The organism is Vibrio sp. FE10, assembly GCF_030297155.1.
GTDB classification, from domain to species: domain Bacteria; phylum Pseudomonadota; class Gammaproteobacteria; order Enterobacterales; family Vibrionaceae; genus Vibrio; species Vibrio apostichopi.
In genome coordinates, this window is sequence record NZ_AP028067.1 from 2,588,919 (window position 1) to 2,603,630 (window position 14,712).

At 42.9% G+C, this 14,712-nt stretch carries 11 protein-coding genes; 5 read left to right on the forward strand and 6 right to left on the reverse strand.

The genetic code is table 11. From position 1 onward, the window contains the following. Nucleotides 1–21: 21 nt before the first annotated feature. From QUF19_RS11480 to apbC, 3 genes are all read right to left on the reverse strand, one after another. On the reverse strand, nt 22–2,148 hold the full coding sequence (locus QUF19_RS11480) for an AsmA family protein (RefSeq protein ID WP_286293614.1): 2,127 nt from the start codon (nt 2,146–2,148) through the stop codon (nt 22–24). Between the two features lie 107 nt (nt 2,149–2,255). Beyond that, nucleotides 2,256–2,897 (reverse strand): uridine kinase, encoded by a 642-nt coding sequence (udk, locus tag QUF19_RS11485; protein WP_102437004.1) that lies wholly within the window; start codon nt 2,895–2,897, stop codon nt 2,256–2,258. Nucleotides 2,898–3,155: 258 nt separating this feature from the next. Then, nucleotides 3,156–4,232: an iron-sulfur cluster carrier protein ApbC gene (apbC, locus tag QUF19_RS11490; RefSeq protein ID WP_286293616.1), complete on the reverse strand. Its 1,077-nt coding sequence runs from the start codon at nt 4,230–4,232 to the stop codon at nt 3,156–3,158. A 158-nt stretch (nt 4,233–4,390) separates the two neighbouring features. On the opposite strand from apbC, the gene metG reads away from it, so the two are divergent. Further along, nucleotides 4,391–6,451, forward strand: coding sequence for a methionine--tRNA ligase (metG, locus tag QUF19_RS11495; RefSeq protein ID WP_286293618.1), 2,061 nt, complete (start codon nt 4,391–4,393; stop codon nt 6,449–6,451). 188 nt (nt 6,452–6,639) lie between these two features. Continuing rightward, on the forward strand, nt 6,640–7,119 hold the full coding sequence (locus tag QUF19_RS11500) for a YehS family protein (RefSeq protein WP_286293621.1): 480 nt from the start codon (nt 6,640–6,642) through the stop codon (nt 7,117–7,119). Nucleotides 7,120–7,315: 196 nt separating this feature from the next. Here QUF19_RS11500 and fadR read toward each other — a convergent pair whose 3' ends face one another. After that, entirely contained in the window at nt 7,316–8,155 is an 840-nt protein-coding gene (fadR, locus tag QUF19_RS11505; protein ID WP_286293625.1) for a fatty acid metabolism transcriptional regulator FadR, read from the reverse strand. 640 nt (nt 8,156–8,795) lie between these two features. Between fadR and nhaB the strand changes: the two genes are divergently transcribed. Then, nucleotides 8,796–10,388: a Na(+)/H(+) antiporter NhaB gene (nhaB, locus tag QUF19_RS11510; protein WP_050646600.1), complete on the forward strand. Its 1,593-nt coding sequence runs from the start codon at nt 8,796–8,798 to the stop codon at nt 10,386–10,388. A 131-nt stretch (nt 10,389–10,519) separates the two neighbouring features. After that, entirely contained in the window at nt 10,520–11,044 is a 525-nt protein-coding gene (gene dsbB / locus QUF19_RS11515; RefSeq protein ID WP_102436992.1) for a disulfide bond formation protein DsbB, read from the forward strand. Between the two features lie 125 nt (nt 11,045–11,169). Here dsbB and QUF19_RS11520 read toward each other — a convergent pair whose 3' ends face one another. Beyond that, on the reverse strand, nt 11,170–11,790 hold the full coding sequence (locus QUF19_RS11520) for a YecA family protein (RefSeq protein ID WP_017111100.1): 621 nt from the start codon (nt 11,788–11,790) through the stop codon (nt 11,170–11,172). A 183-nt stretch (nt 11,791–11,973) separates the two neighbouring features. Here QUF19_RS11520 and dusC point away from each other — a divergent pair, with 183 nt between their 5' ends. Next, entirely contained in the window at nt 11,974–12,930 is a 957-nt protein-coding gene (gene dusC, locus QUF19_RS11525) for a tRNA dihydrouridine(16) synthase DusC (protein WP_286293636.1), read from the forward strand. 69 nt (nt 12,931–12,999) lie between these two features. On the opposite strand, the gene QUF19_RS11530 is transcribed toward dusC, so the two are convergent. Further along, a complete protein-coding gene (locus tag QUF19_RS11530; RefSeq protein ID WP_286293638.1) occupies nt 13,000–14,466 on the reverse strand; it encodes a GGDEF domain-containing protein in 1,467 nt (488 codons plus the stop codon). Nucleotides 14,467–14,712: the final 246 nt, after the last annotated feature.

Consider the following 14,712-nt stretch of genomic DNA (forward strand, 5'->3'; position numbering starts at 1 on the left):
TATACGAGCTAGAAGTAAAGGTTAGTTAAAGAAACCTTTCAACAAACCATCAACCGCTTCTTTAGTTTTCTCGTCTTTGATCTTATCCGTTAGCTTATTAACGCCACGATCGATCTCTTTCTGTGCTTTTTGTTTCAACACATCATCAAAAACAAGCGCAAATTTCGGGTCAGCCCACTGGCCAGTCACCTTAATAGGAATCGTCACATCTTTCAGATCATCGATGTTCTTACCACCCTGACCTTCTAATGAACCAACAATTGATGTTCTTACTAGGAAGTCGACCGTTTCATTGATGAAGTTTGCTTTGCCTTGACCAGTCACACGTAACAGTGGCGACTGTGCCGATAGGTCGTTCGTTGAAACCCAACCTTTGTCGACCTTCAGCGTCGCTTTCATTGCACTGAAGTCCGTTTTTTGAGCTTCATTTGTGCTTTCAACTTTCTCGCCTTTAATCTTCGCGTAGTTTTCTCGAATCAGTTGAGCGACGTTGATGCCATTCACTGCGCCATCTTCAAAGTTAATCGCGATTGTTCCAACTAGGTTCTTCTTGATTCCAGTTGGCGTCAGGCTCTTACCTTTCACGTTAACATCGATATTACCGGTACCTTCAAGCATGTCGTTGTTCGCAACATCAATCAGTAGCGGTTGAACCTTCACGCCTTTGATTTTTTTCTTAGCCGTGTAAGTCGCTGGTGTTTTACGAGCGTCTAACTTAGCGGTAGCAGAAATGGAACCTTGGTAAAGGTTCGATGTGAATGATGTTAGCTCTGCGATACCACGGTTAACAGAGAACGCTGTTTTCACGTTCTGCATTTTCGCATTGCTCGCCTTGAACTTATCAATCGTGATGTCGCCTTTCACGTCTAACGTTTTCAATGCCGACAGATCAGGTTCTACTTCTTTCGCAGGTGCAGAGCTACCTGAATTTGACGTTGAACCACCAGCAGAATCAGAAGGAGCCGTGCTCGCCGTTTCTGTTGTATTCCCTAGGCCTAAGAACTCATCAAGGTCGATGTTCGGGCTATGAAGAGAGAAACGAACCTTTGGAATTTCAGACAGGGTTACGTCAGCTTTACCATCTAGCGCGATAGAGTTAGCTTGCAGTTTCTCTAACACAAAGCTCAAGTGGCTCTTAGTTAGATCAAAGCTTAGGTCAGACAACATACCCACTTTCATTGGTGACTGAGGAAGCGTGTCGCCTTTGAATGTTGAGTCTAACGTTAGCTTGTTCAATGTTACTTTTGAAATCGCGCTATCAACCGTTAGCTCACCACCACCTTTAAGATCAAGGTCAAGGCCAGCAGCTTTACCAATCACAGCGTAAGTCAGTTGGTTAACCTTATCGAACTCAAACGTATTCAAGCCAATCTTCGCCGACTCGATCGACGTTGCTGGATCATTGAACTTCGCATTAAGGTCAATATTACGTAGTGCGTAACTTGCGAAGCCTTCCGCTAATTTGAATTCAGCGCTGCCGTTAGCAGAAAACTTTTGTTGGTTGTTTTCACCAGAAGCAGCAAACGTCGCAGTTGTCCATGTGTCCACTGCGAACTCTGATAAGTTCAAAGACACATCGTATAACTTAGTGAATGAACCCGCTTGTTTGTCATCCATTTCAAACAGTGCGTTTGAGACAGTGACACCCGCAAGGTTGATCGTCCAACCAGATGCTTCAGCTGCGCTTTGTTCTTGAGGCGCTGGTGATGATTCAGCATTTGCATCTGCAGCAGGTTCAGATTCTTGAGGCGCGGACGCTTGTGTTAGCGCATCGATGTTCTTGCGACCATCTTTAAGCGTTTCCAAATAGAATTCTGCACCGTCTAGAGTGATGTTACCAATCTCTAGTTGGTTGCTAAATAGCGGAGTAACCGAAACATCGACGCCAACGGTATCAACCTTAAATAGGTTCGGTTGAGTAAACCCTGCTGGATTACGTAGTTCAGTTTGACCAAGTTCAAAGCCAATAGATGGGAAGAACTGCCAACTGATATCGCCCTCTATCACAAGCTCTAGGCCTGTGTGTTTTTGGGCTTGTTCGACAATTAATGGCTTAAATTGGTTAGGGTTCACTAACAGCACTAGTGCCAGAATTGCTGCAACGACAACAAACACTGGTACAGCTATGAAAATGAGTAGTTTCTTCATCCGCATATTCCTTGCTTAGATTCCAAAAGAAAGTGGCACTATAAAAGTGCCACTGATTCGGTAAAAAATAAAGCTAAGTTAATCACTTAGGCAAAAATTTCTCTTAGTTAAGACTTCAACAACTTCGCAATGTGCGCTTTTAGCACATCAATCGCGATGCGGTTTTTACCACCACGTGGAACGATGATGTCTGCATGTTGTTTTGAAGGCTCAATAAACTGCATAAACATTGGACGTACTGTTTGCTGATATTGCTTAAGTACCGTATCCATTGTACGACCACGTTCTTCTACATCACGCTTAACACGTCGTAACAGACAGATATCTAGCGGCGTGTCCATAAACACACTTGCGTGCATCAATTTACGTAGACGTGGATCCGTTAGTAGCAGAATACCTTCTAAAATAATCACTTTCTTAGGTGTAAGTGTAGTCGTTTCAGAAGTACGTGTGTGCTCTGTGTAGCTGTATTCAGGAACTTCTACCGCATTGCCACTCATTAGCTGCTGTAGGTGTTCACATAATAGATCATGATCCAGTGCATTTGGGTGATCGTAGTTAGTTTTAACACGCTCTTCCATACTCAAGTGGCTTTGGTCGCTGTAGTAGCAATCTTCCGTGATAACACCAATTTGATGGTCGCCTACTTTCTCGCGCAACTCATTATAAATTGTACTAGCAATCAGACTTTTTCCTGATGCTGAAGCGCCAGCGATACCTACGATGACACATTGATTATTATCAGACATTAATTTTGCACCCGATATGGTTTGGTGGTGGGAAGAGATAAACCGCCTGATTATAGGGGCTAAACAACATAGATTCTAGTCGCCATTCTTGCTAATTGCAGTCAAATTGATGTTCTCTATACATTAAATGAATACAATCGTTTGCTTTCGAATAACTAGCGTACAACTATTTGCACAAACCCAATGACTATCTAGCCAAATACAAAAGCTATTTATCTCACCCAAACGTTATTTATACGGCTTTAAAACTTATCTGCTCTAATCAACCATAGAAAAGTTAATCGCTTCCGGTCTGGCTTTTCCCGTCCAGAACATCTTCGCAGCAACATTTTCAGCCAGCTCAAGGTAGTGACGAGTGTGCTCGCTGTCCGGACGACGTACAACGGTTGGGCAACCCGCATCGATGTCTTCTCGCACATCAATATGCAGTGGAATCTGCGCCAAAATATCAAGGAAGAATTCTTCCGACATCGCTTCCGCGCCACCAGCACCGAAGATATGTTCTTTTTCGCCACAGTGACTACAAATATGGTAGCTCATGTTTTCCACTAAGCCTGCAACTGGCACACTCACTTTATCAAACATCGCCACGCCTTTGCGTGCATCAGCTAAAGCCAAATCTTGAGGTGTTGTCACGACTACCGCGCCCGTTACTGGGATCTGCTGCGAAAGCGTTAGTTGAATATCACCCGTACCCGGTGGCATGTCGATAACAAGGTAATCCAGTTCTGGCCATACGGTTTCATTCACGAGTTGACCTAATGCTTTAGCCGCCATTGGACCGCGCCAGATTGCCGCATCGTCTTTTGACACAAGGTAACCGATAGAGTGAGTAAAAATGCCATGAGCTTCGATTGGCATCATCCATTTGTTATTCTGTACTTCTGGTTTCGCGTCTAGCTGACCAAGCATCATAGGCACAGATGGGCCGTAGATATCCGCATCCAACAACCCGACTTTTGAACCAGACTTAGATAGAGCCAGAGCAAGGTTCACGGAGGTTGTTGATTTGCCCACCCCACCCTTTGCAGAGGTCACGGCGATGATGTTCTTCACGCCTTTCAATGGGGTAGCCACCGTAGTTTCTAACGCTGACGGCTTCACATTCACTTCAAATTGGAAAGCACTCACTAGCTTTTGCTCAATCTGGGCATTAATCCAATCTTCAAGATCAACAGCAAGCTGATTAGCAGCAAAAGGCAAGGTAATAACAAATGATCCACAGGGATCAACAGAGACAATATTTTGGTGTAGCGCCCACTCTGGTATGAGGATTGGTGACTCGAACTCATTCAACCATGAACAGAAATCTTGCTTAGAAGTAAAGTTACGCATTGGGGCTCCTTTTTTTATTTATGCTATCACCCACGAGATGAAGACTGAACCCCTAAAAAACTAGGGGAATCCTTTGTCTGATACCTTGGCGTATCACACGTTATAAAGTAGTATTACCTCTCAAAATTTATACCTATCAAAAAAGCGAATTATTAAGTATGGCAACTGATCCAAGACAACTTTTGGTAACTTGTGCGCTTCCGTACGCTAACGGCTCGATTCACCTTGGCCATATGCTTGAGCATATCCAAGCTGATATCTGGGTTCGATACCAGCGTCTGCGTGGCAACACTGTAAACTTCATCTGTGCTGACGATGCTCACGGCACGCCAATTATGCTTAAAGCTCAACAGATGGGTATCACGCCAGAAGAGATGATCGCTGCTGTTAGTGAAGAGCACCAAAAAGACTTCGCTGGCTTTGATATCAGCTTTGATAACTACCACAGCACACATAGCGAAGAGAACCGTGAACTGGCTTCTCACATCTATTCAGAACTTAAAAAGAACGGTTTCATCTCTAGCCGTACTATTTCTCAGCTTTTCGATCCTGAGAAAGAGATGTTTCTTCCAGACCGTTTTGTAAAAGGTACTTGCCCTAAGTGTAAGTCAGAAGACCAATACGGTGATAACTGTGATAACTGTGGTGAGACATACAGCCCAACTGAACTGATTAACCCTAAATCAGCAGTTTCTGGCGCAACTCCAGTAATGAAAGACTCAGAGCACTTCTTCTTCGACCTACCTCAGTTCGAAAGCATGCTTAAAGAGTGGACTCGTTCTGGCTCTCTACAGAATGAAACTGCAAACAAAATGCAGGAATGGTTCGAGTCTGGCCTGCAACAGTGGGATATCTCACGTGATGCGCCTTACTTCGGCTTCGAAATCCCAGGCGAAAAAGACAAGTTCTTCTACGTATGGCTAGATGCGCCTGTTGGCTACATGGCTTCTTTCAAGAACCTATGTGACAAGCGTGACGATCTAAACTTCGACGAATACTGGAAGAAAGATAGCACAACTGAGCTTTACCACTTCATCGGTAAAGACATTGTGTACTTCCACTCTCTATTCTGGCCTGCAATGCTAGAAGGCTCTGGTTTCCGCAAGCCAAACAACGTATTCGTGCACGGCTACGTAACCGTAAACGGCGCTAAGATGTCTAAGTCAAAAGGCACATTCATCAAAGCAAGCACGTACCTAAACCACCTAGACCCTGAGTGTCTACGTTACTACTACGCTGCTAAGCTAAACAGCCGTATCGATGATTTAGACCTTAACCTTGAAGACTTCACTCAACGTGTAAACGCTGACGTCGTAAACAAGATTGTTAACTTGGCTTCTCGTAACGCCGGCTTCATCACTAAGCGTTTCGAAGGCAAGCTTTCTGCTGAATTTGCAGAGCCAGAGCTTTACAACGAATTCGTAGCAGCTGCTGAGCGTATCGGTCAACTGTACGAAACTCGTGAGTTTAGCCGCGCTATTCGTGAAGTAACGGCACTCGCTGACAAAGCTAACCAGTACATCGACGAAAAAGCACCTTGGGTTCTTGCGAAAGAAGAAGGTAAAGAGAAAGAGCTTCAAGAAGTTTCTTCTGTAGGTATTAACCTATTCCGCGTACTGATGGCTTACCTGAAACCCGTAATGCCAGAGCTAGCCGCTCGCACTGAAGCTTTCCTAAACGAAGAGCTAACGTGGGAAGCGATTGCTACTCCACTAACTGATCACGAAATCACTAAGTTCAAGGCGCTATTTAGCCGTATTGATCCGAAGAAAGTGGAAGCAATGATCGAGTCTTCTAAAGAAGACGCAGCCGCTGAAGCAGCTGCAAAAGAAAAAGCAGAAGCGGAAAAAGAGCAAGCAAGCCAAACTGAGCTAGACAAAGAGCCAATCGCAGATGAGATTGAGTTCGATGCCTTTGCAGCAGTCGATATGCGTATTGCTCGTATCATCTCTTGTGAAGAAGTACCAAAAGCGAACAAGCTGCTGAAATTCCAATTGGACATCGGTGGTGAGACTCGCCAAGTATTCTCTGGCATCAAGTCAGCATACAAACCTGAAGAGCTAGAAGGCAAGCTAACTGTCATGGTAGCAAACCTTAAACCTCGTAAAATGAAGTTTGGTATGTCTGAAGGCATGATCCTAGCTGCAGGCCCTGGTGGCAGTGACTTGTGGATCCTTGAACCACACGAAGGTGCTCAACCAGGTATGCGCGTAATGTAATGCCGGTTTAGCCGCTTAAAAATCCCCACAACAGGCATGTTGTGGGGATTTTTTATATCTATGGAAAACAAGCGTTCTCTGTTAGAGTCGCCCTCAACTATGCTATGTAGAGTAAAGTGTGCTTTATCAAATCCAATATATTTGATTGGAGCCATATTCACTCCCAGATACCTTTTTAGGACTACCCTGTGACTAACAATGAAATCTTGCGTCGTATTCAACACGCACTAAACCTTAAAAATGCACAAATCATCAAGGCTATTGAACAAGCTGACGTTACCGTTGCTCACGATAAAGTGATTAACTGGCTGAAAGACGATAACGACAAGTCATGCGCAACGATGAAAGACAAAGAGTTAGCGGTATTTCTAAATGGTTTCATCAACCTAAAGCGTGGCAAGAAAGAAGGTGAGCAACCAAAACCTGAAGTTGCGCTAACGAACAACATGATTTTCATGAAGCTGCGTATCGCGCTAAACATGAAAGCTGAAGATGTGCTTGATGTACTAGAAGTTGTTGGTGTGAGCTTAAGTAAATACGAAATCGGTGCTTACTTCCGCAAGCCAGAAAACAAAAACTACAAAGTGTGTGAAGACCAATTACTTTGTGATTACTTAAATGGCGTTCAATTTACTAACCGCCCAGACTCAGAAGAGTTTGGGGGGTAAGTTACAACTTATAGGTAAGCCGCTACTCATAGATAAGTTATTGCCCACAGGTAAGTTACTGTCTATTGATAAGCTTCTACCAACTAGCGATAAATAAAAAGCGGCGAGATAATTTGATTATCTCGCCGCTTTTTTATTTTCTTTACGTCGTTTACTTAACAAGCAAACCAACCTAACTATCCTTTAATGAAAAGACTTAGCTGTCATCTTCAGTAAAGTTAGTTGGCAACGTTGTTTTCATCTCGTTCCAAATCTGTGCGCTTGCGATACCGTAGTTGCGGATCACAAGTGGTAAGTTCTCACGCTCACCGCTTTCACAAATAACAAACAAGTTTTTGTAGAATTCCATGGCTAAACGACGAGCTTCCGGGTTAGAGAAGTAGTAGCTGCCAACACGGTCGTACAGCTTACGAACGCCGTTAAAAATCAGGCCGTAAATTTGGTTACCTGAATGGAATGCTAAACGTTGGAAAAGCATGTAATCGTAGTAGTTAAACGTTTTAGCGACTAAGATCGTCTGACGCTTCACTTCATCTTTTTCTACGTCTTCTTTCACTGATTGTTTGATCTTGTCAGCATACGGAGAAGACTCTAGGAATTCATCCCATGTTGGTGCCGCAAGTAACGCTTCACAAGATTCAATCACGTTAGTAATCGTACGCTCAGAAGCTTCTTTATTTGCTTTGAATGCATAACGCATAAAGATAGGACTGATATTGGTACGTGCAGCAAGCAAGTCTTCGACCATTTTACTTGCGTTATCAACATCCAACGTCATTAACGTATCTAGAATATGAAGACCTGAGGTTTCCATAAACTGGTTAACTTTAGTTGGCTTACCGTGTTGGATCGTCAACCAACCATCACGAGCAAGACGTTGTAGTACTTCACGAAGCGTAGTACGTGTAACACCAATCAGTTCAGAAAGCTCACGCTCTGCGGGCAAGATAGAACCTGGAGGGAAACGGCCATTCCAAATACTTTCAATGATATACTTTTCTGCAAATCCTGCCGGGCTCTTCGCCTTAATGACCATCTACACTTCAATCCAATTTAATTATTATGTTCTAATTTACTCATCATACCACTAGTCTTACCTAGCTGAAATACCCCCAAAAACTTTACTCACCCAAATATAACAATAGAGCTAAAGCTCTAAAGTTAAGCACACGTTTACACTTAGAGTTTGGAAAGCAAGTGACTACAAACCACCATTCCAACAACTCATTAACACAACAAAAAACGTTAAAAATCAATGGTATTGGTCATATTTACAAAGTAATTAAAATGCAATATTAAGTTGTAATAATCACACATAAACAGTCTTTATTATGTTGATTTCAATCATTTCGCTGAAATATTGATTCTAGTCGGTTTTTATCACATTTTAAGTGGTATGCTTGCGCTACTTTGATCGCGTTTCTCAACAAAAAAGAGGTATTTTTAGTGCTACAGGGCTTTTCCTGTTGACTAAATGTTATCTAAGAGTAGAGTTGCGCTCAAAAATAAGCAGTGCTTGAGTTTCTAAGGGAGTGACTTGGCAAGACCACAGAACATTACATGGAATGTAGTTTTTCTAAGTCACTGTTAGTTATAGTTTTTAATCAATTTTATAGCTCGATTCTCAAAATGTTGTATTGCTTGTCTATTCATAATCAACATAAAAGAGTATTAACATGCCGATGTCTCTCGGAAACGCTTTTATCAAGAACTTCCTTGGTAAAGCTCCTGATTGGTATAAACTTGCCATCATTTCCTTTTTAATCATCAACCCGTTTGTTTTTTTCCTAGTTGACCCATTTGTTGCGGGCTGGCTGTTAGTGGTTGAGTTTATTTTCACTCTAGCTATGGCTCTAAAATGCTACCCTCTTCAACCGGGTGGTTTATTAGCCATTCAAGCAGTCGCCATTGGCATGACTAAACCTGAAATGGTTTATCACGAGCTCCAAGCAAACCTTCCTGTATTACTCTTACTCGTATTCATGGTTGCTGGTATTTACTTCATGAAAGAACTGCTTTTGTTCATTTTCACGAAGATCTTGCTTGGCATCCAATCTAAAATCTTACTCTCTGTTGCTTTCTGTGTTGCTGCTGCTTTCTTATCAGCATTCCTAGACGCACTAACAGTAATCGCCGTAGTTATTAGCGTTGCGGTCGGCTTCTACTCTATTTATCACAAGGTTGCATCAGGCAAAGGTACAACGTCTGCACACGATCATACTCATGATGAAGAGATCTCAGAGCTAACTCGTGACGATTTAGAAAACTACCGTGCTTTCCTACGTTCGCTACTTATGCACGCAGGTGTAGGTACTGCACTCGGTGGTGTAATGACCATGGTAGGTGAACCACAAAACTTAGTGATTGCTAAGCAAGCAGGCTGGGAATTCGGTGAATTTATCATCCGTATGCTGCCGGTAACATTGCCTGTATTCATCTGCGGCATTATCACTTGTGCACTTGTAGAGAAATTCAAAGTATTTGGTTACGGTGCAGAACTGCCAAATAACGTTCGCCAAATCTTAGTTGAATTTGACAACAAAGAACGCGCAAACCGTACAAAACAAGACGTAGCAAAACTATGGGTTCAAAGTGCAATCGCAGTTTGGCTTATCGTAGGCCTTGCGCTTCACGTGGCTGAAGTCGGTTTGATTGGCCTTTCAGTTATCATCTTAGCAACGGCATTTACTGGTGTAATTGAAGAGCACTCGATGGGTAAAGCCTTTGAAGAAGCGCTACCATTTACTGCCCTTCTTGCTGTCTTTTTCGCAGTCGTTGCAGTAATCATCGACCAGGGACTATTTAAGCCAGTGATCGATGCCGTACTTCACGTTGAAGATAAAGGCGCACAGCTCGCACTCTTCTACGTAGCCAACGGTATCTTATCGATGGTTTCAGATAACGTGTTCGTAGGTACGGTTTACATCAACGAAGTGAAAACTGCACTGGTTGAAGGCATCATCACTCGTGACCAATTTGACCTACTTGCTGTCGCTATCAACACAGGTACTAACCTACCTTCTGTTGCTACGCCAAACGGTCAAGCAGCATTCCTATTCTTATTAACATCGGCACTTGCCCCGTTAATTCGACTGTCTTACGGCCGCATGGTTATCATGGCTTTGCCATACACTATCGTACTGGCTCTTGTTGGCCTTGCTGGTATCGTGTTCTTTGTTGAACCGATGACAGCGTGGTTCTACGATGCAGGTTGGATCATTCAGCGCACTGGTGAAGTTGTTGCTCCAGTGATTTCTGGTGGTCACTAATCCGATTTCGTGTTGCAAAACACAATAAGTGCATCTAACTAATCAAAAATATTAGTTGATTAGGAAACTTATCCAAGATAAAAAGCTCTGAGTATTCAGAGCTTTTTTATTTTATAGACGGGATTAAATTCGTGAACTTTTTTGCAATGCTTAAAGACTTCTCTAAGGGACGTTTATCTTGGCTTTTACTGCTGGCTTTCATACTATTTTTTGAAGCATGTGCCCTTTTCTTCCAGCACGTAATGATGCTTGGCCCTTGCGTGATGTGTATCTATGAACGCGTTGCCATGCTTGCTATCGGTGTCGCAGCAATGATTGGTGCTATTGCGCCGAATAATCCGATATCGCGTTGGCTAGGCCTGGCTGGTTGGGGATTTGGCGCATACAAAGGTTTGATGCTGGCATTACAACATGTTGACTACCAGTTTAATCCGTCACCTTTCGCAACCTGTGATTTATTCGTCACCTTCCCTAGCTGGGCGCCTCTAAACCAATGGGCTCCGTGGATGTTTGAAGCTTACGGCGACTGCAGCAAGGTCGTTTGGCAGTTCTTAGAACTTTCTATGCCTCAATGGCTGGTCATTATCTTCGCGGGTAACTTGGTTGCTTTCGGCTTTGTTGTTGTTTCTCAATTCGTAAAATCAAAGAATGACTAACAATTAACGCATCATGTTCAGAAACGAAAAAGTCGACCAATAGGTCGACTTTTATATTGCTTAAGCTTTTTATCAGTTAAAGAGAGTCTGTTGCTCATTCAAGCTTACTCATCAACAAGTCTCGATTAGCTGTTTTTACCGCAGCATTGCTTGAATTTCTTGCCACTTTCGCACGGACATAGATCGTTTCGACCAATGTCTTTAAATGGGTTCACGCTTTGCGACTTATTACCCAGCATAGCTTCATCTGCCGCAAGTGCCACTTCAGAAATCATCAAATCAATCTGACCAACCAAGTCTGCAAGCGATGGCGGATTCTGAAGGCCAGCAGCGACCATTTGCTGTTGAGTTTGTTCTTCATCGATTGCTAGCATCAATGTCGTTAGCAGCGCTTGTAGCATACGTAGCGTACCATCCGCCACTGTCACACTTTGCCACTGCTCTTCAATCGTTGGCCAAACCATCATAAAGCCTTCCGCGAAATCAGCGAATTGCTCGTTAAAATCACCTTCGGCAAACACATCGGCTAGTAAGTATTCACTACGCTGAATCAGGTTGTGCTGACGGTTAATTTGTTCCGTCACGATTGTTACCAGCTCTTTACCCGCTTCAGGCGCGACGATAGCTAGCCACTCTTCTGGATCTAATGGTTTAGTCGCTAAGTTAGAAGCAAGAATTGCACCTTCAATAAACTGCGGTGTAATGTCTGTGACTTGTTCAGGTAGGCTTAATAATTGATATGTCATGAAAGCTCGAGTGTTTTAAATCATTTTGTCCATTATAGCGTTATCAAGCCCAGCATGTCGCCACTAACCGCTCAAGTAAACATGACAACAGGAGCCCCCACTCTCATAGTGACAATCCTGTGAGCAAGCCGTACAATCACGCCTCTTAATTTTTCGGTCCACTCAGTTTCGGTAAAAAACAGCATGCGAGTAATACTTGGCCCTATGGAGGGCGTTCTTGATCATCTAATGCGCGAAATTCTTACGGAGATTAATGACTATGATCTCTGTGTCACAGAATTCGTACGTATCGTTGATCAACTTCTTCCTCCGCATGTTTTCCACCGTATTTGCCCTGAATTACATCAAGGCTCTCAAACCATGGCGGGTGTGCCTATTCACCTCCAACTTCTTGGACAACACCCAAATTGGATGGCTGAAAATGCCTTCCAAGCAGCAAGCTTAGGCGCTAAAGGGATCGATATTAACTTTGGGTGCCCTGCGAAAGCAGTAAATAAAAGTAATGGTGGGGCGTCACTACTAAAAGAGCCAGAGCTCATCTATCAAGTAGTGAAAGCTTGCCGTGAAGCGGTACCTGCACACATTCCGGTGTCCGCAAAAATTCGATTAGGTTGGGAACATCCTGAAGAGTGCTTTGAAATTGTCGACGCTATCGAGCAAGCAAAAGCTGACGAACTCACCGTGCATGCGCGAACCAAAGTTGGCGGCTATAAAGCCAGCGAAATCAAATGGGATTACATCAACCAAATAAGAGAGAAAACCTCTCTGCCGTTGATTGCGAATGGGGAAATTTGGAACTATCAAGATGGCCAAGATTGCATTGAGACAACGGGCGTCGACTCATTAATGGTCTGCCGTGGCGCTTTTAACATTCCAAACCTTGGTAATGTCGTTAAGCACAACCACCAGAAAATGCCATGGGATAAAGTAATCGCGCTTTTACTGCGCTATTCAGAGTTTCAAATTAAAGGGGATAAAGGCATGTACTACCCCAATAGAGTGAAACAGTGGTTTGTCTATTTAAGTAAAGGCTACCCTGAAGCGAACGAACTGTTTAAAGAAATTCGTACTTTCAAGAAAGCGCCGCCTATCGTAGAGCGCCTACAACGTTATCAAGAAGAGCATTTCCACTCAGCTTAACTATGCCTTAGCCAGGGAGAGTCATCAGCCCCTCTCCTCCTTATACAGCACAAGACTTCAATAACGTGGTTAAAACTCGATTCGGTCTTTACCGGTCGTCTTAGCCACGTACAGTTTTTCATCGGCGTACTTAAATATCTCTTCAAAGTTAAGTTTGCTTTGTTCTGTTTCAACAATGCACACACCGCCAGATATCGTAAAGCCATTAGGAATGATATCCGCAGATTTAGAACAAACCGCACTTTTTACACGTTGTAATGTTCTGATCAATGTTTCTCGATCATCCCCTTTCAGATAGACAACGAACTCTTCACCACCAAATCTTGCTGCTACATCACTACTTCGAATGCTATTGCTTATCTGGCGCGACATATAGCGGATTACATCATCACCTTTATCGTGGCCAAAGGTATCATTTATCGACTTGAAGTCATCGATATCGAACACCGTTAAAGCAAACAACTGATCATGTTCCACACTGCGCCAAAACGCTTCTAAGCCACGTCGATTCAATAACCCTGTCATTGGGTCTTTGGCTGCAAGTTCTTTGAAGTAGCCGCGTTCGATATTGGAGTTAACATAAAAGAAAATCGTAACCGAGAACAGGTATACGATAATAGCGACGATTAAACTGTCTTTTTCATAGACGAAAAAATGTCGCGCCTCATCAGAAAAATTCAATTCATAGTACATTGCATGATGGGAGGCAACACCTTCAAGCTCAATCTTATAATAGAAAGCAGCTGAGTCACTTGGACTCGTTAAAGTAGTATCAATAATATCAATTCGACCCGCTAAGTGTTTGTTAGCATTAGCGAGCAGTTTATCGGCATCAATATCGACTGATAACATCCCTTGGTGTACGCCTTTATGGAAAACGGGGATTGTCATACTGATCATGCGGTCAAGAGAATCAAACCGATAGGCAGGACCAGATAAGGTTAATTGGTCAGGGTTGTTGGCGGTTTTTTGCCAGTAAGGACGGCTTTTGATGGTTGAAAGTAATTCTTTTCCTAACCCTTTCGCAAAATCTTCCGGCGATGAAATAACATAACCACGAGTATCAATGAAATGTACACCGTCATGATACTCATCGAGTTGGGATAAAAATGACAGGATAGGCGCTAAAGCGATTTTTTCTGACGCACTCTTGTAGCTGTCACTCGTTTCAGAGCATAACGACTCCTCTCCCACCAGCATATAGTCGATATCAACAGAAGGGATATCTGAAGTCTTTCCATCAGCGAGCAGTAGAACATCGATAGGCCAAATTTGGCATAGGCCATTCACAACTTGCTTATTGTGATCGAGGAAGAGCGGATTACCTGATTTATAGTAATTGGAGAAACTGTAATCTAACGCAGTAACGATCTTAGTTGTTCTCTTGAAAACCTCTTCGATACGTTGAAATTCACTGCTGATGTCTTTTTCTACTGAATCAAAATGATTCTTTGCAATCAAGCTAAGTAACATTGCTGCGATCACAGCAGGGAAACCTAAAACAAAGGTAAGGCTAAAGTGCCTATTTACTTTCATATCATGTGCTCTTAGCGCTTAGCTATTTTCATTTACCCCGTTAATATTATGACATTAATTGTCAGCTCTCTCGATGTAAAATAATGTAAATTCATATTAACAGCATAGCTCACGGCCAAATAACCCATTAGAAGTGAACAAAATAACCACTTATAAAAGAACGAATTAGAGAAATACGACCATTATGTTGAGTTAATTTACTAATTTCTATCAACTGCTTTAATACTGTTAACAAAATTATTTATA

Bases quoted from the DNA above. Each gene is read 5' to 3' on its own strand.
- QUF19_RS11480 (WP_286293614.1), bottom strand. From the start codon at position 2,148: ATGAAGAAACTACTCATTTTCATAGCTGTACCAGTGTTTGTTGTCGTT.
- udk (WP_102437004.1), bottom strand. From the start codon at position 2,897: ATGTCTGATAATAATCAATGTGTCATCGTAGGTATCGCTGGCGCTTCA.
- apbC (WP_286293616.1), bottom strand. From the start codon at position 4,232: ATGCGTAACTTTACTTCTAAGCAAGATTTCTGTTCATGGTTGAATGAG.
- metG (WP_286293618.1), top strand. From the start codon at position 4,391: ATGGCAACTGATCCAAGACAACTTTTGGTAACTTGTGCGCTTCCGTAC.
- fadR (WP_286293625.1), bottom strand. From the start codon at position 8,155: ATGGTCATTAAGGCGAAGAGCCCGGCAGGATTTGCAGAAAAGTATATC.
- nhaB (WP_050646600.1), top strand. From the start codon at position 8,796: ATGCCGATGTCTCTCGGAAACGCTTTTATCAAGAACTTCCTTGGTAAA.
- QUF19_RS11520 (WP_017111100.1), bottom strand. From the start codon at position 11,790: ATGACATATCAATTATTAAGCCTACCTGAACAAGTCACAGACATTACA.
- dusC (WP_286293636.1), top strand. From the start codon at position 11,974: ATGCGAGTAATACTTGGCCCTATGGAGGGCGTTCTTGATCATCTAATG.
- QUF19_RS11530 (WP_286293638.1), bottom strand. From the start codon at position 14,466: ATGAAAGTAAATAGGCACTTTAGCCTTACCTTTGTTTTAGGTTTCCCT.